Here is a 19,989-nt window from a genome sequence, read left to right on the forward strand (position 1 = left end):
ATGGAGGTATGAGAGATGAGTTTTAGTATAGATACGCAGCCATCCGTGAGAATAGAAAAATTAAAAAAATCATTTTTAGATCATGTTCCGCATATGTGCTGTCAGAGGGCAGAGATCTATACAAAAGTTTATAAAGAATATGAATGTCAACCAATGATTATGAAAAGAGCAATTGCGTTAAAAGAAACTTTAAGGAGAATGGATATTTTTATTGATGATGGTGAAATGATTGTCGGATATCCGGCTTCCAAGCCGAGATCAGCCGAAGTATTTCCGGAAATAAGCTTCCATTGGATTAATGAATTGGATGAGTTTGATACTAGAGAATATAACCAGCTAAAAGTGCTCCCCGAAGTAAAAGAAAAGCTTCGGGAAATATATCCATATTGGAGAGGGAAGACACTGACAGATAAATTTCAAGTGCTTCGACCGGAAAACGTAAAAAATGCTTTTCAAACGGGTTTGCTGTCAAACCCTCATGAGTGGAGTGGACTTGCACATGTAGCACCGGATTTTAAAATCATTCTTCAAAAAGGGATCAAAGGTATTTTAGAAGATATTAATGACCATAAAAGCAAACTAAAACCTTACCAACCGGACTATTTTGGAAAAATGGCTTTCTACAGCGCATGCGAAGAGATTTGTAACGGCGTATTGATTTTTGCTGAAAGATATAAAGTGTTGGCATTAGAAATGGCTGAAAAACAAAATGATTCAACTAGAAAATCAGAACTGTTGGAAATAGCAAGAGTTTTAGCAAAAGTACCGTTATATCCTGCTGAGACTTTTCATGAAGCACTTCAGTCTTTTTGGCTTATTCAGTTAATTCCTCAAATAGAATCAAACGGCTTTTCTATCACTCCGGGTAGATTTGATCAGTATATGTATCCATTCTATCAAGCTGATATTGAAAAAGGGAACATTACAAGGGAATGGGCGCAGGAACTATTGGATTGTCTGTGGTTGAAGTTTTGTGAAATTCTAAGAGTAGATGATAAAAAAGCAGCTGAAGTCAATGCAGGTTATGCCTCAGGTCAAAACCTCGTCGTAGGGGGTATTGACAGCAAGGGGAAGGACAGTACCAATGATCTCTCTTATATGTGTTTGACATCCAATGCACACATAGGACTACATCAGCCTAATTTCACTGTAAGAGTACATAAAAATACTCCGGATGAATTTTTAACCGGTGTTGTTGAATGTATATCTAAAGGAAATGGCATGCCACAGCTGTTAAATGATGAGCTTATTATACCGTCGTTGATGAATTTTGCTATTCCATTAAAGGAAGCCAGAGAATATATTCCGGTCGGATGTGATGAAATTACTGTATATCGTATGTGGGCACGCTGTAACGGCGGCTATATAAACTTTGCTAAAGTCCTGGAAGTCACCATGAATAATGGTAAGGACATACTAAATGAAAAACAAGCAGGTTTAGAGATACCTGTAGATGGACTAAAGAACTTTGACGAATTTAAGGAAGCCTTTATAAAACAGTTGAAAAACGGCATAGAAATGCAGGTTACAGAAGCGAATTTAACAGATTTTATTCATAAAGAAATACTCCAACTCCCATTTATCAGTATGTTTGTTGACAATTGTATTCAAAAAGGAAGAGATGTTACCGACAGTGGTGCTTATTATAATACGACAGGTTTGGTAGGGGTGGGCGCTGCTACATGCGGAGACTCTTTGCATGCTATCAATGAGATTGTTTACAATCAGAAAAGGCTTTCATTAGCACAATTTAGAAATATTCTTAAAAATAATTTTGCGGAAGAAGAAGTACTCAGAAGATATATAACTGATAGGTTGGATAAGTTTGGAAATGATAGTGACGAAGTGGATAGTTTGGTAAAAGACATCACAGATGTATTTTTCGATGAGCTTGAAAAATACACGAATTTTAGAGGTGGCAGATTTTGGCCCGCTCTTTATTCGGTTGCAGCTCAAGTTGGGTTGGGAGATGCCACTGCAGCGACTCCGGATGGCAGATTAGCGCGATTTCCATTATCCGACGGTCTCACGCCAATGTATGGTCAGGATAAGTTAGGTCCTACTGCGGCTTTGAAATCAGTGTGCAAGGTTGATTTGGTAAGATGTCCCAATGGTGTCATTGTCAATCAGAGAATGATGCCTGGTATCTTCAAGACAAAAAACGGCATTGAGAAGATGAAGCAACTAATCAGAAGCTTTGTTGATATTAATGGTTTCCATTGGCAGTTCAATGTGATCAATAATGATATTCTCAAAGATGCTCAAATAAATCCTGAGAATTACAAAGGATTAGTAGTAAGAGTAGCAGGGTATAGTGCTATATTCGTACAGCTTTCAAAAAAGGCCCAAGATTCCGTAATAGCCAGAAATGAAGCGGACTTATAAGGAGTACAGGACATGAATCATTCAGGCATAGTATTTGATATACAAAGATTCAGCATTCATGATGGCCCTGGTATTCGAACCATCGTTTTCTTGAAAGGTTGTCCATTAAGCTGTTTATGGTGCTCTAATCCGGAGTCGCAAAAGATGCAGCCGGAGCTTTTTTGGAATCCGGATAAATGCATAAAATGCAATATGTGTGGCGATATTTGTCAGGTTGATGCAGTCTCACAAAGCGATTATAGTCATAGCAGGATTATCAGAGACCGATGCATTGGATGCGGAAAATGCGCGGAACAATGCCCCACTCAAGCGCTAACATTAAAAGGGAAACCCATGAGTGTTGAAGAAGTATATAAAGAAGTAGAAAAGGATAGAAGGTTTTATATGTCTTCAGGCGGAGGAGTTACCATATCCGGTGGAGAGCCTTTTAGTCAACCTGAATTCTTACTCTCACTATTAAAAAAGTTTAAAGATGCCGGTATATCGACTGCAATTGAAACAACGGGGATGACTTGTTGGTCATTAATACACCAATGTGCGGAATGTATTGATTATTTTTTATACGATATAAAACATATGGATAGTGAGATGCATAAAAAGTATACAGGAATTGGAAATAATTTGATATTGTCCAATCTTAAGCTTTTAGCTAATACCGGAAAGGATATAACGGTGCGGGTTCCTTATATACCGGGATATAACGCTGACGTGGATCATATGAAAATGATTGCTTCATTTATGAATGAAAACAAATTAAAGAAGATAGAGTTATTGCCTTACCATAATTTTGGCGAGTCAAAATATCAGTTGTTAAATCGACCCTATACACTATCGGAATTGGAAGTGAATGATATGGAGCAAGCACTGAAGGATAGTATTGAAGTCCTACAGGTCAATGGATTGGAAGTGGTCTCATAAGTGTGTAGCAGCAAAAAAGGAGGCGTTTTGATGAAAATTGCAATAGCAGGTGAAATGGTATCTTTTTCATTAAAAGAAATTGTAAAGCAGCATCTATTGGAAAAAGGTTATGAGGTAGTGGATCTAGGGATGGTAACCAGTGAGCAACCTTATGCATTTTATGAAATCGTACCTAATGTAGCAAAAGCTATCCAGAATAAAGAGATTGATAGAGGCATTTTATTTTGCGGAACAGGTATGGGCGTATCTTTGTGTGCGAATAAATTTAAAGGGGTTTACGCGGCTGCCGTTGAATCTGCAACTACTGCAGAACTGTGCTATGTAATCAATAGAGCGAATGTACTGTGCATGGGCAAATGGATTGTAGGAGAGAAAATTGCTTGCGATATGGTTGACCGATGGCTTAATGCTGAAATCGGTCAGGGATTTAGTGAAGAACGTAAAAAAATTCAGGCCAACGGGTTCCAAAAATTACTTGATATTGAAAATCAAAATTTAAAATAAAAGGTTAAAAAAATATCGCAAATCATTAGCTAAGATATATCGGTTTAGAGGATTGCAGTAAATTAATAAAAAGGAAGGGATACATGTGGCATCTAAAGAACGGATTCAAGAAATAGAAGAAAAGGCACTTGAATTAAGACAGGGTATACTAGAGATGATCGGTATCGGAAAGGCAGGGCATCTAGGGGGTTCTTGCTCTTGTGCTGATATTGTCGCGGCATTATATTTTAGTAAAATGAAAATCAATCCTCAAAATCCAAAAGAGCAAGATCGGGATAGGTTTCTTTTAAGCAAAGGCCATGGGGCATTAGTGCAGTATGCGGCTTTGGCCGGCAAAGGCTTTTTCAGTAAAGATGAGTTTAAGAAGGTAAAATCAATAGGTGCGATGCTTCAAGGACATCCGGATATGACAAAAACACCAGGAGTAGAAGCAAATACAGGATCTCTTGGTCAAGGATTATCTATAGGTGCAGGTATGGCCTTAGGATTAAAATTAGATGGAAGCAGCAGAAAGGTATATGTCATGCTAGGTGACGGAGAAATTGCAGAAGGCCAAATTTGGGAAGCTGCAATGTCATCGGCAAACTTTAAGTTAGATAATCTTGTAGCTATTTTAGATGCGAATGGACTTATGTCAACGGGAAGCATGAAAGAAAGGTTTGATCTTGGAAATATTAACGACAAGTGGAAGGCATTTGGGTGGCATGTCATAGAAATAGATGGCCATAATGTAAAAGAAATACTAGAAGCTTTAGATGAGGCAGATGGAATCAAAGATAAGCCAACCATTATTATTGCCAATACAGTGAAAGGTAAAGGCATTGCCTTTGCGAAAGATAAAGCAGAATATCATAATGTTGCATTAACCGAAGCACAATATGAGCTTGCAGTGCAAAATTTAATATGACTAAGTGGGGTGAGACAGTTGAATAGTCAAAGTCTAAGAGCAGCCTATGGGGAAACATTGGTGCAATTAGGAAAAGATAATAAAAATATAGTGGTGTTAGAAGCAGACTTAGGGAAGTCTACAATGAGTATTATGTTTCAGCAATATTATCCTGAGAGATTTTTTGAAATGGGAATCGCGGAACAAAATATGGCATCTACGGCGGCAGGACTCTCGTTGGTTGAAAAGATACCATTTATCAATTCTTTTGCAGTATTTTCTGCAGGCAGAGCCTATGACCAGATAAGACAAACCATCTCCATTGCTAAATTAAATGTGAAAATTTGTGGTTCAAGTGCAGGACTTTCTGATTTTGGTGATGGGTCTACTCACCAGTCAGTAGAAGATATAGCAATTATGAGGGCCATCCCCAATATGACTGTTCTTGTTCCTGCTGACGCGGTGGAAACTAAAAAGATGGTAAATGCGATGGCGAAGAATCATGGTCCCATGTACATAAGAATTAACAGAAATGATTTACCGGTTTTGACCAGCGAAGATGAACATTTTGAAATAGGAAAGCTCTATACTAAGAAAGAGGGAAGCGACATAGTAATATTTGCAAATGGTGTAATGCTGTCAAAATCGTTAGAAGCGGCAGAAATCTTAGAAGGAGAAGGTGTTTCTGCCAAAGTGGTGAATGTAAGTACAGTAAAACCGTTAGATAAACAAGGTATTATAGATTTGACGAAAGAATGCAAGGCTGTCATTACAGCAGAGGAGCATAGCATTATAGGAGGACTGGGAGGAGCTATTGCAGAAGCATTAAGAGGCGAGACAAATCTTCCTATTGAGTTCGTAGGTATAACCGATCGATTCGGAACGTCAGCTCATAGTTATGATGAATTACTTGAATACTATGGATTAACTTCACAAGCAATTATAGATGCAGTAAAGAAAGTAATAAAGCCATAAACAAAATAACAGTTGAAATATTTATTCCGGCAAGCATTGGAGAAACATCATGGGTGTATAATAATGGAAAAAGAATCAATGTTGTACGATGTTATCCGCCAAGGGCATGATTCCACCAGAGTAATGATGAAAGGGACAATAGTATGGATATGGATTTGAAGGGGAAGGTTGCTATAGTTACTGGAGGAGGTACAGGGATCGGAGAGGCTATATGCTTAGCACTAGCGAGAGAAGGGGCTAACATCGTTATTGCCAATAGGAATATCGAAAACGCCAAACTAGTATTATCTGAAGTGAAAAAAATGAAAGTGGACGGACTAGCATTATGTACCGATGTCACCAAGAAAAAAGATGTTGAAAATATGATAAGATGCGTAATTGATAAATTTGGAAAGGTAGATATCCTTGTAAATAATGCAGGTATCCTTCATGGCGTTCAAATAGAAGATCTTAAAGAAGATGATTGGGATAAAGTAGTTGATACTAACTTAAAAAGTGTATTTTTATGCAGCAAGTTGGTATTAATTGAAATGATGAAGAAAAAGTATGGAAAGATTATTAATATTTCCTCTATGGCTGGAGAATGCGGAGGAATATATTCAGGCGTTGATTATTCTGCGGCAAAAGGTGGAGTAATAGCTTTAACCAAATGTTTGGCCTTAAAAGGAGCAGGGTACGATATAAATGTAAATTCTGTTGCACCGGGAAGAATAAAAACTAAATCTACAGAGCATTTAAATTTTACAAGTAGTGGAATACCTTTGGGAAGAATTGGTGCTGTAGAAGATGTGGCGGATACGGTTGTTTTTCTTTCATCAGATCGTTCGAGCTATATAACAGGTGCTACTATCGATGTTAATGGCGGACTTCTAATGAGATAAATATTTTAAATTAAAGCAACTAAATGTCTACAATTAGAGGGAAGTAATAAGAATGAATCAGGTGCTAAGTTATTATACCCAATTTATGAAAAAACTAATGGACAAAAAAGCAGAATAACTATCCAAACCAATACTAAATACTATCAAAATACAGATTTATTGATTCAACAAGGCGTATCTTCCAGATGGAATGAAGGTAGAAGAATTTGATACTTATGGTGCAGTATGTAATACTTTACTGCAATTCCTAGCAGGATACGATAACTTGGTTAGTATGATCAGGGATGTTATGATTGTAGTAAGATGATATAACTGTTATCGAATTTGCGTAGTGCTGCTAATTGACTTATCATACTATATTTGATAAAATCAAATACATCAATGTTTTAAAGTATCAATGATTGTTTTTAAGTAACAAATAATTATGTAAATGAGCATTTGTTTTGATCAACAGATAAAAGAAAAATAGTCAGGAAGTGGTATTTATTGAATATTGATAGGCGTAATAAACTGAATAGCTATATTCAGCAAAGGGGTGAGGTACAGTTCAGGGAATTGCAAGAATTATTTCCTGATGTGTCAAGTATGACCATTCGAAGAGATTTAGCCTATCTTGAAAAAAATGGAGACATTATTAGGATACATGGTGGAGCTAAGTCAATCAATATATTGCAAGAAACCGCTGAAGAATATAGCTTGCGTAGTACAGAAAATGTTAGAGCTAAAGAAATTATAGCACAAAAAGCAGTTAAATATATTGAAACCGGACGTTCAATATTTCTGGATGCGGGTACGACTATAATGTCTTTGGCTAAAATCTTACCCGATGAACGTTTATATATATTTACCACAGGTCCTAACATCGCATTGGAAATTATTAAGAAAAATTCTCCTTCTGTAAATATAATCGGGGGACATTTAACCAGGAGTAATATATCTATATCTGGTATGGGTTCTTTAGAGTTTATAAAACATATTAACATTGATATCGCGTTTATGGGAACACTAGGGTTCTCTCTAGAAGCCGGATTTACTAGCGGCAGTTTTAATGAATGCAATTTAAAGCAAGCTATTATTCAAAAAGCACAAAAGGTTATTATGATCATGGATAAGAGTAAAATTAATAAAAATATGCCTTATACTTTTGCAACTTTAAAAGATATAGATATTTTAATAAGTGATGAAAAACTTCCTGATCAGATATTACAAGCAGCTAATAGTAATAATGTTCAAGTATATTGAACGTTTATAAAGATTGATATGTACGTTTTAAAAAAATATTTCCCGTAATAATTATACAAATAATAAATAGATTAGACGAAATCAACTAGCAGTATAATGATGGATTTATATTGATTTAGTTGAAACCGTAGCAGAACCGTTGGAATTTTGATTCCAACGGTTCTTTATATTCATTGATAAATAAATTTAAATATTAACAGCTGATTATTTGACCGGAAATGAGTCTGTTCAAATCAAATACACAAAATTATTTATACTCCCTAATAAAATTTTAGTAATTTATGTCATATTATGATATAATTATACTAAAGTATTAATATTTCTAATAATTTTGTTATATGAGCTTTGTTTGGTGATATCATTTTATTAAGCTTGCATCTATTGTTTTAAGGGGTTGTGTTCATATGTCGAAGTTCATTCTATCTCAAAAAGAAGGGTTTTATAAAATGATATTTCAAATTCTTTTATTTGCAGCTGGCATGACCGCTTTAATTTGTGTTGGATTTTATAATTATGCTTTATTACATATTTCAATAGAAGCATACTGTTCTAGTATATCATTTTTAATTTTTATAACTTGCCTCAATAGGTACAGGCTTACTGAAAATAACAAATTTGTTTTTTTGAGCTTAGTGGCAGCGTTTGCCGGAACTGCTAATTTTCTTTATTTTTTATCTGTTATAAGTAATATATTTTCAATAGGTGAATTTCAAATGTCTGTCTCTTCAAATGAATATCGGATTTTTAATATAGCAGGCCATAGTTTTAAAGGAGTAGCTTATTACTTTATATATAAGATGTTTTGTACAATAAGATCGGAAATACCTATACTGGATTTTGAAAAAAGGCAGGATGAAAGTATCCGTTATAAGCTATTAACTGAGAAAGCAAAAGATATTATCTTATTCGTGGGACTAGATGGAAAAATCCTTGACGCCAATCATGCCGCAGTCCAAGCTTATGGATACACCTATCAAGAGTTGACGGCTTTAACGGTTTATAATTTGCGCGAACCTGGTTCGCTGCCTAAGAATCAGCTTAAGCAGGCACAGGATGAGGGAATCTTCTTTGAGACGGTACATATTCGTAAGGATGGAAGTTGTTTCCCGGTTGAAGTTAGCTCTAGTGGTGTTAAGATAGGTGAACATAAAATACTGATGAGCGTTATCCGTGATATTTCTGAGAGAAAAAATGCTGAAAAGATGCTGCGTGAAAGTGAAGAGAGATATCGTTCGCTGATTATGAACTTGAACGAATGTTTTGTGTTTTCTCAAATAATTTTGGATGATGAAGGAAAAACGATTGATTTTATTACACTGGAGGCGAATAATGCTTTTTTTGAGACAGTAGGATTAAAACGTGAGGAGATTATCGGAAAAAGTGCGTTGGAATCAACTCCGTTCCTCAAAAATGCTACGCCAAACATCTTTGAGCTTTGTGGGAAAGTTGCATTGACCGGAGAAAAAGCGAACTTTGAAATTTATCTTAAAGATATAGGAGTGTGGACAAATTTTTCATCTTATAGTCCGGCAAAGGGTTATTTCGTTGGCATTTTTACCGATATTACAGCAAAGAAGCTGTTGCTGCAGAGGCTGGGGGAAAACAATAAAAAACTGGAAGAAACAGTGAAAAAGCTAAAGCTAACGCAAACACAGCTGATACAAAATGAGAAGCTGGCAGGGATCGGACAATTGGCTGCAGGTATTGCCCATGAGATCAATAACCCTCTTGGTTTTGTAATGAGTAACGTTGAAACCTTAGAAAAATATATTAGCAAGTTAAAAGAGACTATTGACGGATATAGAAATGCTAAAGCCTGCCTAGAGCAAAAAAATGTGCAAGATAACTATCAAGCTATTCGATGTATTACCGATGTAGAGACAGATAGCAAAATAGATTTTATCTTTGAAGACTTTGAGGATTTATATCAAGACACATACGATGGGTTAGGCCGTATCAGCAAAATTGTTACCAGCCTAAGGAATTTTTCACGTGGTGACCAGCAAAATGAATTTTTGGAATATGATTTAAATGCCGGCATCAAAAATACGCTTATTGTTGCACATAACGAAATCAAGTATTATGCGAAAGTAGAGGAAAGGCTGGGCAATATCCCAAGTATTTTTGCCAATGGAGGGCAGATCAATCAAGTATTGCTTAATACTATTATTAACGGCATACAAGCTATTAAAGCAAAACAGTCAACGGAACCGGGAAGTATCTGCATAATGACTTATTATGAAAATCAATATGTCTATTGCAGTATTCAAGACAATGGAATCGGTATACCGAAGGAAAGTCTAAATAGAATCTTTGAACCATTCTATACGACTAAGAAAGTAGGAGAAGGAACAGGGCTAGGACTTAGTATTTCCTATGATATTATTGTGAATAAGCATAAAGGAGATATTACAGTGGATAGTACGGTTGGTGTGGGAACAAAATTTACTGTTAAGCTTCCGGTAAAAATAGATACTGTAAGTGAGATAATGGAGGAGGGAAAGTATGAAGATACTCATGGTTGATGATAACAATTTCAGTTTACAGGTAGCAAAGAATACATTGATAGAAGGAAAGATCAATTGCGAAATAGTCATGTGCAACTCAGGCTATAAAGCCTTGGAAATACTTGAATCGGAGGATATTGATATTATTCTGCTTGACATCATCATGCCGGAAATAACGGGGGTTGAAGTTTTAAAGCAGATCCGTATGAATCCCCACAACAAAGATATACAGATCCTCATGCTTACGGCAACAACAGATAAATTTTCGTTAAAAGAATGTTTTGATTCCGGTGCCAATGATTTTATCAATAAACCTATAGAGCCTATTGATTTTATTGCCCGCGTTAATGCAGCTATCCGGGTACGGAAATATCATAAAGAGTTAAATAGAATGCTTGCATTGACTATGAAGCAAAATCAGGAATTAAATGAAATGACCAAAAAGCTTAAAGAAGCACAGCTTTTTCTGATACAAAAAGAAAAGATGGCAGCGATTGGAGAACTTGCCGCAGGAGTTGCCCATGAGATTAACAACCCGATGGGTTTTATATCCAGTAACTTTGAAACATTGGTACAGTATATTAGCAAGATTAAAAATATGATTAAAAGATATCGGGAGATTATAGATAAAATTGATGACCCAGAGGATAATTATGATAAGCTGATTGAAGAAAAAGCAGCTATTCTTGAGCTGGAAAATGCAGTTCATCTTGAGTTTGTTATTAGTGACCTGGATGATCTTATTAAAGATTCAAGAGAAGGTGTCGAACGGGTTACAAATATCGTACAAAGTTTGAAGCGATTTGCCAGAACGGGACTTGAGGACGATTTTAATTATCATAGTATTGATGAAATTATTGAAGAAGCATTAATGATTACAAGAAACGAAGTAAAATATTTTGCGGATATCAAAATGGAATTATGTGATTTGGATCCCGTATATTGTAATCGGGGACAGATAGGACAGGTTATCGTCAATATGGTTATAAATGCAGTCCAAGCTATAAAGAGCCAACAAAGACAAGAGAAAGGCTGTATTTGCATTAATACATATATGGAAGATGATAATATTGTAATCAAGATTTCGGATGATGGACCCGGAATCAAAGAAGAAATCATGGCGAAGATATTTGATCCTTTTTTTACCACAAAAGATGTTGGCGAGGGGACCGGCTTAGGATTGAGCATCTGCTATGATATCATCGTAAATAAGCACAAGGGACAATTAAGCGCTAACAGTAATATTAATGAAGGAACAGATTTTTTTATTAAGCTTCCAATTACTTAAGACTTTATGGAGGGATGCAGGGTGAAGAAGGCAATATTGTTTGTAGATGATGAACGCCAGATTCTCAAGGCAATTAGACGGCTTTTTATGGATACACAGTATAATGTTTTTTTTGCTGAAAACGGTGAGGAAGCACTCCGTATTCTCGAACAAGAGGCTATTCATATGATCATTACAGATATGAGGATGCCAAATATGGATGGATATCAGCTGCTAAAAAAAGTTAAAGAAAAGTACCCGTTGATACTCCGTCTTATATTAAGTGGTTATGCTGAAGAAAATCTAATATTTAAAGCACTGCAGAATAATCTTGCAAGATTATACCTGCTGAAGCCATGGGATAATCAGAAATTTATAGAAACCATCAATCAGATTTTTGAAACAGAAGCACTAATAAAAAATGATACCGTACTCGCCCTAGTTAATAATTTAGATGAAATACCTACCATACCGGCATTGTACCATAAGCTTTGTTCCCTGATAGATGAGGATGTCGACATAAAGGCGATTGCTAACACTGTGGAACAAGATCCTTCGATTTCCGCAAAATTATTACATATCGCTAATTCTGCATTTTATGGAGCTAAAACCGGATCAGTCAACCAGGCAATTCTTTATCTGGGGTTAACGAATATCAGGAACGTTGTTTTGTCAACAAGTGTTTTTAGTACTTTGAAAATGAAGTCTGTTTTATTTAATAAGGATTTATTGTGGAGACATTCTTGCATGTGTAATAAAATGGTAAGTTTGTTTTACGAAAAGGCTCTATGCAAGAGCTTGCCTAATACATATATGACTGCCGGTCTATTGCATGATATTGGGAAAATAGCATTATTAAATAATTTCGGAGAGAAATACAAAGAAGTAATTAATATCACTGAGAATGATCAGGGGATGACTATTGTTGAAGCTGAAAAAGAGATTATGAATATATCACATCAGGAAATGGGGGGATATCTTCTCAGTTGGTGGGAGCTGCCTCATCCCATTGTAGAGTCCACGTTGTTTCACCATAGCCCGCTGGATGATCGTATTATTAACAAAGAACTGGTAGCAATTGTACATATCGCTGACAATTATTCATGGCAGCAGTTGGGTAAAGAAAAATATTCCAATATCGATAGAGATACTTATAAATTATTAGGAATCTCGGAAGAAGATTGTAGAAAAATTTTATCAGAGGTAGAAGTTTTATGATTGTTCATTATCGGATAAAACCGTACTATTAAGGCTTTATTACTAAGGAGGGGGAGATATATGAAGAAGAATACTGTTCTATTTGTGGACGATGAAATTAATGTTCTTAATTCCCTGAAAAGAGGTTTGGTTGATGAGGATTATAGATGTATTTTTGTGGAGAGTGGTCAAGAAGCACTTAAGGTCATTGAAAAAGAAGAAATCAGCGTAATTGTTACAGATATGAGAATGCCAGGAATGAATGGACTTGAGCTTTTAAAAATTGTGAAAGAAAAATCCCCTCAAACTGTAAGAGTAGTCCTATCAGGCTATGTTCAGCTTCAGCAGATTTTGGTTACATTGAATCAAGCAGATATCTTTAAATTTATTACAAAGCCTTGGAAATTGGAAGAAGAATTTAAACTGGTGATCAATCAATCAATAGAGTATTACAATTTACAAATGGATAGTGTAAAGCTCAGAAATGCACTTGAAGTTAGAAATGCCTCTTACCAAAATATATTAAAAATTATGGAAGAAAGGTTATCAGAAAGTAAGAAGGATTTTGAAAATATTAAGTCATTATACAAATTCTCTTTAAATAAGATTGATGAAGAAATCAGGGGCGTTAATAATATTGATCCTTATATTTTGAAGATGAGGGAAATGCTAAAAGCAACCGAGAAATTTTATATAGGATATTTAGATACGCTTCCATCCGAACTTGTTGATTTTGATATTAGAAAAGTCAGTAGTGAGTTGGAAAGCTATGTAAAGAAGAATAACAATAATATAGTAATTATTAATTTGGATAAGATAACGACTGGAAACTTTCATGACAATTACAAGCTATTGATGTATATTTTGACTACGTTATGTGATTATGCTTTAAAGGGCAACGAAACATGTAAATGGGCGTGTGTCATAACTTCGGAACTAAAGGAAAGTAACATTAAGCTGGAGTTTTACATGTCTATTGAATATTTGAATGCTGCGAAATACACTTTAAATGATTGCTTTAATGGCCTGGAGTTAAAAAATATTAATATCTTATTTAACGAAATATGTAAATATCTCAAGGGGAATGCGCTGATCGAAATACAAGAGAATAAACTATTTGCTAAAATCCAAATGCATATCGGGAAAAAATCGTAATCTAAAATTTAAATCATAGATAAAGAAAATGTGAGTAGTTACTGCTCACATTTTTTCATCTCTTTTTGTCATAATCACTATTAATGAGAATAAAATTTACTAAGACATAGAAATAATAAAGGAGATGAAATGAGTGAAAATAATAATAATTCATAAAGATAAAATCATTATCTATAGTCTTGTTTTTATTTTATTATGCAGTTTGGTATCGTTTGGGTGGGATGGTACAGTGAGTGTCTTTTCAGCAATAAAACCTAAAAAAGACTTGCCTATTTATTATGTGGACAGACAGGATAAAACCATTGCAATCAGTTTTGATGCTGCATGGGGAAATGAAGATACCGATGATTTGATAAAGATATTGGAGCAGTATGGAGTAAAAACCACTTTCTTTGTAGTAGGAGGATGGGTTGATAAGTATCCTGAATCCGTAAAAGCTTTAAGTGATGCAGGCCATGAAATTATGAATCATTCCAATACGCACCCTCATATGACCCAATTGTCTGTTGAAAAAATGAAAGAAGAGCTCAAAAAATGTGATGATAAGATAGAAGCAATTACCGGTAAGAGGCCGTTTCTATTCAGACCTCCATACGGGGACTACAATGACAAGGTGGTACAGACCTGTCGGGAAATGGGGCATTACACCATTCAATGGGATGTTGACTCATTGGATTGGAAAGAATTGGGCGTTGATGCAATTGTAGAAAGAGTAACAAAAAGGGTAACCAATGGCTCCATTGTTTTATTCCATAATGCTGCGAAATACACACCCGCAGCTTTGCCTGAAATACTTGAGACATTACAAAAACAAGACTATAAAATCGTTCCGATTTCTGAGTTAATCTATAGAGAGAACTTTCATATGGATCATACAGGAAAACAAATTTCAGATATTCAGGAAAAAACATCTCTGGACTAGAATAATATATTACATAATACGATAATAATCTGTAAAACATAAAGATATTGAAATAAATCGTGATAGGGGTTGAAATAGTGATAATAGTTGGAATATGTGAAAACGAGCAGACGTCCAAGACCATTCAGATCCTTAGAGAGATCATTGGAAGCACAAAGATCAGAAATAGTATGATAGAATCGTATGACTTTCATTCTTCAACTCCACCACGTATGGCATTAAAGAGCTACATAGATGAATTGCGCAAAAATGATATTGAAATTGCGGTGATAAAGATTATTCCGGAGAGAATTGCCGAGGGTGTTTATGACAATATTAAATTCAATGTATTAATTTATAATAATTTTAAAAATGATACCGGAGATAGATATAATGATGAAAAAGTGATTATATATAAAAAGCTATTTGAGTCAATGGAAAAACAAAATATTGCGATTGTAAATAATGATGATAATACAGTTTTAGAATTGTTAAAAGGAACCAGGATGTGCGTAATTACTTATGGCCTTAATTCTAAAGCTACAATAACGGCTTCAAGCATAGAACAAGATGTACAGGATATTTCCTTAAACTATTGTATTCAAAGAATTATTACTACATTAAATAAGTTTGCTATTGAGCCGCAGGAGTTTCCAATAAGAATATTTTCTTCGGTAGATAAGGATATATATGCGCTGCTGGCAGCAGTTACTACTGCAATCATTTGTGGCGTCAGTATAAAGTCCATTCGCCAAATGACTATACTATGAAGGCATAATGATGTTCGAATGTTTAAGTAGATCTGCATGTGTTTTGAATGTTGCCATCCCATCAATATAATTTAATATACTTTAGCACTCTTCTGTTTTTATTCACTGTTGGATAGAAAGTTTTTGTACTAAAAAAGACTTCTAAAAATCAGTTTGTCTGAATAAATATATCATTAGATAAACCTTTTCAACAGATGAATAATCAAGAGGAGAGTGGGGGAGTAATGGTGGAAAACACTTTAGATAATAATCTGGTAGAAATTATTGGTGAAGTGGACAGTGAGCTAATATTTAACCATAAGGTGTATGGTGAGGGGTTTTACAATTTTACATTAAAAGTATCAAGATTAAGTGATGTGGCAGATTATATTCCAATAACCGTATCGGAGAGGTTGTTGGAAGATATGAATTTGAGAATAGGAGACCAGATTGAGGTTGCCGGACAGTTCCGTTCATATAACAACTATAATAATGAGGGAAATAAGCTAATATTAACAGTATTTGCGAAAGATATTAATCAATTACAAGATGATAAGAAAGTCAAAAATCCGAATTCAATATTTCTGAATGGATATATTTGCAAACATCCCATATATAGAACAACCCCCTTTGGAAGAGAAATATGTGATATATTGCTAGCTGTAAACAGAGCATATAATAAATCCGATTACATACCTTGCATCGCTTGGGGTAGGAATGCACGGTATTCCGGGATATTAAAAGTCGGAGAGAATATAAAAGTCTGGGGCCGGATACAAAGCAGAGAGTATCAGAAGAAAATTAATGATGAAGATACAGTCTCTAAAGTAGCATATGAAGTATCCATATCAAAAATGGAAATTGCAAATAGCGATGGCAGCTTTGAGAGTGATACAAATGATACCGAGAATGATCCATCTGACAATGACGAATAATATAATATTATATTATATATATAAAGCAGGGTGTATACTTTGCTTTATATTTGAGGATATTTCATAATTCAAAAATCAAGAATGTGGATAATTCCTACTGATATTTTTGAAATTGTGCAAAAAAAGGTTAGACTATCCTTACAATAGATAGTTATCCACAACTATATAGTTTTGAAATTAAGAAATATCATCTCCTGTTCCTTGATAATTAAAATACTAAGCTGCAATATTTTTTGATTGTTCTGCTTTTGTAATTCTTGTAGCAATAATTGCAATGCAGGCTAAATCCATGAATACTTTTGCTTTTTTTAGCCCTGCTACACGCAGATTGTTTAAAGCATAGTTTTCTTTTCCATCACCAAAAAAGCGTTCAACGGATGTTCTTTCATCATATAGATTGTCCCATGCTTCTGTTCCTCGTAATGGATAAGATATAAACCGTGGATTATCCTTAATTTTAACTTTGCCAATGTATCCTGATTTTGTACTCGTACACCAACTTGAACCCATAGGACAATTGGCTTTTCCGCAAGCGTGGGGACATAATAACCGAATGGTTCCATTATCATTTCCACCATTCACATACGGATAATTCATGGTGCAAACAAGTTGACCTTCCCAGTTAATGCCTTCAGGTGGAGTTTTCGTATTTCTCCAGTTAATTGGCATAATAGCTTGAGCACCAAATGATACAGCATGTTGATAGATAGATGGTATATCATAGCCTGTATCCATAATGTAGTAAGATGGTTTGAATAAGTCTTCATAATCTGCCTTAAGCTTATTCATTAGTGGTATTGCCATTACCATATCTGCAACATTTGCAGGGGTTATGATGTACCCTAATGGGATTCCGCTTGTTGTATCTACTACAGCATGCATCTTCCAACCAAACCATTTTATCATATTGCCATTGGTATCTTGCTTGGCACCCCAGTGAGGAAACTCTGGATTGTTTTCTGGTATTTTTGATTTTGGTACAGCATGCTCAAAGGCATCAATTTTCGATGCATCTATTGAGACATGGGAACCATTAATAAGTCCCAAGGTTTTGGCTCTACGAACCATTCTCTGAAAAGTTTTTTCAAGTACATCGGTTTTAGAGAGCTTTTCTATAAACCTAGAGAAAGTTGAAGCACTAGGCGTTTTGCCAATAGTATCAAACCCGCAGGTTACTCTTAAAACGGGGTCTGTTTTCAACCTTTTAACTAATGCTTTAATAGTAGGTATTTGATCTATTTGCATTGCAAGTAAAGCATTGAGCAAGCTGGTATACGCAAATCCTTTAGGACCACGTTTGCTGACATCAATTTTAAAAGTTTCAAGCATAATTGAATAATCAATAAATGTTAAAACAGCTTGTAATTTTGTTAATGGTTGAATTTCTATAATTTGCTCTAAAGTAAATAATGTTGTTTGCCGATTCATAATTCGTACAACGTTTACTCCTTTCTGTGGATTGTTTGGACGAATTATTTATCGGATTGGGGTAAACTATTTTTTATGCTTTTTTCTAACCTTGTGTTTTCAAGGATTAGAAATTATGAAATTAACTCATTTGTATATTAGAATATCTAATTTCTTGAATGCGGATGATATTGCTGATAAAATATTTACGTAGGACAAAACGATTAAGAGGGTGATGATATTGATAAAGGGACTAGTACATATTTATACAGGAAATGGAAAAGGCAAAACCACCGCAGCGCTTGGCCAGGGGTTCAGAAGCGCCGGGAGAGGTCTGAAAGTTTATATGGTCCAGTTTTTAAAAACATCAGAGACAGGTGAGTTGTTTTCTTGCGAAAAGCTGGGAGAATGCTTTAAAATATTCAGATTCGAGAAAAAAAGGGATTTTTTTTGGAATTTGAATGAAGCTGAAAAAAGAGAATTAAAAGAAGAGATAGCGCTAGCTTTTGAATTTGCTAAAAATTCCATGAAGAGTGGCCAATGCGATCTCTTAATATTGGATGAAATAATGGGTGCGCTTCATAATAAGTTGATTACAGAGTCAGAAGTGTGTGAATTGATAAGAAATAAACCGGCAGGTATTGAATTGATACTTACCGGAAGAAATGCGCCTCAGAGCCTCATAGACCTTGCTGATTACGTCTCTGAGATCATCCCTGTTAAGCATCCTATGGAAAAAGGGATTGGAGCAAGAGAAGGAATTGAGTATTAATCATAAAGAATAAAAACGTACCGTAAAAAGGTACGTTTTTATTTTAGACCATTATATTTTAAATTCTCTTTTGATTGCTTCCATAGCTTTTCCGGCATCTCTTTCGTAGATAAGACAAGAAATATCCACTTCAGAAGTCGTTACCAGCTTTACCTGTATATTTTCCTGTGCTAATATGGTAAATACTCTTGCAGCTACGCCAGGGGTAGTACGCATCACTTCACCATACACAGATAATTTGCTATTATTGGAGTTCACTTCAACACGTAACTCCGGAATAGTTTTTTTAAATCTGCCTACCGTATTAAGTACAGTAGAAAGAGCATCATCGGGTAGGGTGAATGAAATATTGATTACATCACGATAAGGAGCGGTTTGACTGATCATATCAATATTCACACTTTCCTTTGCAATAGCGGTAAATATATTGGCAATCGTTTCTATCTTGTTAGGTATGTTATTTAATGTAACCAGCGTTACATCATTCACAACAGATAAGGTAGTAATTGATTTTCCGATCATGATATCAGCCACCTTTCATTATAGGCTGCCAACTAGATCCTTCATATTATACATCCCCGGTTTTTGCTCAACTAAGTATTTTGCTGCTCTTAAAGAACCTACGGCAAAAATTTCTTTAGACATAGCAATATGGTTGATTTCAAATATCTCATCTGTACCTGCAAAAATAACCGAGTGATCCCCAACGATTGTTCCACCTCTTACTGCATGGATACCAATTTCATTTTTATTTCTTTTTTTACGGACAGAATGACGATCATATACATATTCTGCAGATTCGGTTAGTGTGGAGGAAATGGCATCTGCTATCGCAAGCGCCGTTCCACTGGGTGCATCGATTTTTTTATTGTGATGCTTTTCTATAATTTCTATATCAAAAGAGTCTTCCAACAACTTTGTAGCCCTGCAAACCAAGTCTATGAGGAGATTTACACCCAGAGACATATTAGCGGTAAAGAAGACAGGTATACATTCAGCTACTTCTTTAAGTCTTGTTATTTGCTGCTGTGACAATCCTGTTGTTGCTACTACAAGGGGGATTTTTCCTTCGACTGCAAAGGGAAGCAGTTTTTCCAAGGAATTAGGATGAGAAAAATCTATAATCACATCTGCGTCTTCCTTACAATCATTTGGATTACCATATACAGGATAATCACTTTCAGATTGATTCATTAAATCAATACCGGCTGTAATTTGATAAGCATCATTTTCCGAAACAAGTTTTGTAATTACTTTTCCCATTGTTCCGTTACAGCCGCTTAGAATAACCTTAATCATTGGTTGCAC

Annotated in this window: 18 protein-coding genes; 15 read left to right on the forward strand and 3 right to left on the reverse strand. The window is 35.2% G+C overall.

Translation table 11 applies throughout. The features are described 5' to 3' along the window. The first annotated feature begins 15 nt into the window (after positions 1-15). The 14 genes from QKW49_RS24995 to QKW49_RS25060 all read left to right on the forward strand — a co-directional run bounded on the left by QKW49_RS24995 (position 16) and on the right by QKW49_RS25060 (position 16,502). The gene (locus QKW49_RS24995; protein WP_282865350.1) at positions 16-2,385 is read left to right on the forward strand and encodes a formate C-acetyltransferase/glycerol dehydratase family glycyl radical enzyme; all 2,370 of its coding nucleotides are present in this window, start codon (positions 16-18) and stop codon (positions 2,383-2,385) included. Between the two features lie 12 nt (positions 2,386-2,397). After that, positions 2,398-3,303, forward strand: coding sequence for a glycyl-radical enzyme activating protein (locus tag QKW49_RS25000; RefSeq protein ID WP_282865351.1), 906 nt, complete (start codon positions 2,398-2,400; stop codon positions 3,301-3,303). Positions 3,304-3,333: 30 nt separating this feature from the next. Then, entirely contained in the window at positions 3,334-3,807 is a 474-nt protein-coding gene (locus QKW49_RS25005) for an RpiB/LacA/LacB family sugar-phosphate isomerase (protein WP_282865353.1), read from the forward strand. An 85-nt stretch (positions 3,808-3,892) separates the two neighbouring features. Then, positions 3,893-4,714 (forward strand): transketolase, encoded by an 822-nt coding sequence (locus QKW49_RS25010; protein WP_282865354.1) that lies wholly within the window; start codon positions 3,893-3,895, stop codon positions 4,712-4,714. An 18-nt stretch (positions 4,715-4,732) separates the two neighbouring features. Then, positions 4,733-5,668 (forward strand): transketolase family protein, encoded by a 936-nt coding sequence (locus QKW49_RS25015; RefSeq protein ID WP_282865355.1) that lies wholly within the window; start codon positions 4,733-4,735, stop codon positions 5,666-5,668. 143 nt (positions 5,669-5,811) lie between these two features. Then, positions 5,812-6,549: a 3-oxoacyl-ACP reductase FabG gene (gene fabG / locus QKW49_RS25020; RefSeq protein ID WP_282865356.1), complete on the forward strand. Its 738-nt coding sequence runs from the start codon at positions 5,812-5,814 to the stop codon at positions 6,547-6,549. Between the two features lie 486 nt (positions 6,550-7,035). Continuing rightward, a complete protein-coding gene (locus QKW49_RS25025; protein ID WP_282865357.1) occupies positions 7,036-7,791 on the forward strand; it encodes a DeoR/GlpR family DNA-binding transcription regulator in 756 nt (251 codons plus the stop codon). Positions 7,792-8,504: 713 nt separating this feature from the next. Then, positions 8,505-10,316 (forward strand): PAS domain S-box protein, encoded by a 1,812-nt coding sequence (locus QKW49_RS25030; protein WP_282865358.1) that lies wholly within the window; start codon positions 8,505-8,507, stop codon positions 10,314-10,316. Continuing rightward, on the forward strand, positions 10,297-11,586 hold the full coding sequence (locus QKW49_RS25035) for a response regulator (RefSeq protein WP_282865359.1): 1,290 nt from the start codon (positions 10,297-10,299) through the stop codon (positions 11,584-11,586). The genes QKW49_RS25030 and QKW49_RS25035 overlap by 20 nt, the downstream gene beginning before the upstream one ends. A 21-nt stretch (positions 11,587-11,607) precedes the next feature. Beyond that, complete coding sequence (locus QKW49_RS25040; RefSeq protein WP_282865360.1) at positions 11,608-12,783, forward strand: response regulator; 1,176 nt, start codon at positions 11,608-11,610, stop codon at positions 12,781-12,783. 60 nt (positions 12,784-12,843) lie between these two features. Beyond that, a complete protein-coding gene (locus QKW49_RS25045) occupies positions 12,844-13,917 on the forward strand; it encodes a response regulator (RefSeq protein WP_282865361.1) in 1,074 nt (357 codons plus the stop codon). A gap of 133 nt (positions 13,918-14,050) precedes the next feature. Then, complete coding sequence (locus QKW49_RS25050) at positions 14,051-14,839, forward strand: polysaccharide deacetylase family protein (protein ID WP_282865362.1); 789 nt, start codon at positions 14,051-14,053, stop codon at positions 14,837-14,839. Between the two features lie 77 nt (positions 14,840-14,916). Further along, the gene (locus QKW49_RS25055; RefSeq protein ID WP_282865363.1) at positions 14,917-15,588 is read left to right on the forward strand and encodes a Mur ligase family protein; all 672 of its coding nucleotides are present in this window, start codon (positions 14,917-14,919) and stop codon (positions 15,586-15,588) included. A 224-nt stretch (positions 15,589-15,812) separates the two neighbouring features. Then, entirely contained in the window at positions 15,813-16,502 is a 690-nt protein-coding gene (locus tag QKW49_RS25060; protein WP_282865364.1) for a single-stranded DNA-binding protein, read from the forward strand. 216 nt (positions 16,503-16,718) lie between these two features. On the opposite strand, the gene QKW49_RS25065 is transcribed toward QKW49_RS25060, so the two are convergent. Further along, positions 16,719-17,930 carry a transposase gene (locus QKW49_RS25065; RefSeq protein ID WP_282863267.1) on the reverse strand — a complete coding sequence of 404 codons (1,212 nt, stop codon included), beginning with the start codon at positions 17,928-17,930 and terminating at the stop codon, positions 16,719-16,721. A gap of 214 nt (positions 17,931-18,144) precedes the next feature. On the opposite strand from QKW49_RS25065, the gene QKW49_RS25070 reads away from it, so the two are divergent. Beyond that, complete coding sequence (locus tag QKW49_RS25070) at positions 18,145-18,681, forward strand: cob(I)yrinic acid a,c-diamide adenosyltransferase (protein ID WP_349239063.1); 537 nt, start codon at positions 18,145-18,147, stop codon at positions 18,679-18,681. A gap of 51 nt (positions 18,682-18,732) precedes the next feature. Here QKW49_RS25070 and QKW49_RS25075 read toward each other — a convergent pair whose 3' ends face one another. Together QKW49_RS25075 and dapB are read right to left on the reverse strand one after the other, a co-directional pair. Beyond that, entirely contained in the window at positions 18,733-19,203 is a 471-nt protein-coding gene (locus QKW49_RS25075) for an ACT domain-containing protein (RefSeq protein WP_282865366.1), read from the reverse strand. 18 nt (positions 19,204-19,221) lie between these two features. Beyond that, entirely contained in the window at positions 19,222-19,980 is a 759-nt protein-coding gene (gene dapB / locus QKW49_RS25080; RefSeq protein ID WP_282865367.1) for a 4-hydroxy-tetrahydrodipicolinate reductase, read from the reverse strand. Positions 19,981-19,989 lie beyond the last annotated feature (9 nt).

The sequence above is a fragment of the Petroclostridium sp. X23 genome, from assembly GCF_030013905.1.
Lineage (GTDB): Bacteria > Bacillota > Clostridia > SK-Y3 > SK-Y3 > X23.

Coding starts and splice junctions, on each gene's coding strand:
- fabG (WP_282865356.1), top strand. CDS start 5,812: ATGGATATGGATTTGAAGGGGAAGGTTGCTATAGTTACTGGAGGAGGT.
- QKW49_RS25070 (WP_349239063.1), top strand. CDS start 18,145: ATGATATTGATAAAGGGACTAGTACATATTTATACAGGAAATGGAAAA.
- dapB (WP_282865367.1), bottom strand. CDS start 19,980: ATGATTAAGGTTATTCTAAGCGGCTGTAACGGAACAATGGGAAAAGTA.
- QKW49_RS25075 (WP_282865366.1), bottom strand. CDS start 19,203: ATGATCGGAAAATCAATTACTACCTTATCTGTTGTGAATGATGTAACG.
- QKW49_RS25060 (WP_282865364.1), top strand. CDS start 15,813: ATGGTGGAAAACACTTTAGATAATAATCTGGTAGAAATTATTGGTGAA.
- QKW49_RS25045 (WP_282865361.1), top strand. CDS start 12,844: ATGAAGAAGAATACTGTTCTATTTGTGGACGATGAAATTAATGTTCTT.
- QKW49_RS25030 (WP_282865358.1), top strand. CDS start 8,505: ATGTCTGTCTCTTCAAATGAATATCGGATTTTTAATATAGCAGGCCAT.
- QKW49_RS25005 (WP_282865353.1), top strand. CDS start 3,334: ATGAAAATTGCAATAGCAGGTGAAATGGTATCTTTTTCATTAAAAGAA.
- QKW49_RS25065 (WP_282863267.1), bottom strand. CDS start 17,930: ATGAATCGGCAAACAACATTATTTACTTTAGAGCAAATTATAGAAATT.
- QKW49_RS25000 (WP_282865351.1), top strand. CDS start 2,398: ATGAATCATTCAGGCATAGTATTTGATATACAAAGATTCAGCATTCAT.
- QKW49_RS25035 (WP_282865359.1), top strand. CDS start 10,297: ATGAAGATACTCATGGTTGATGATAACAATTTCAGTTTACAGGTAGCA.
- QKW49_RS24995 (WP_282865350.1), top strand. CDS start 16: ATGAGTTTTAGTATAGATACGCAGCCATCCGTGAGAATAGAAAAATTA.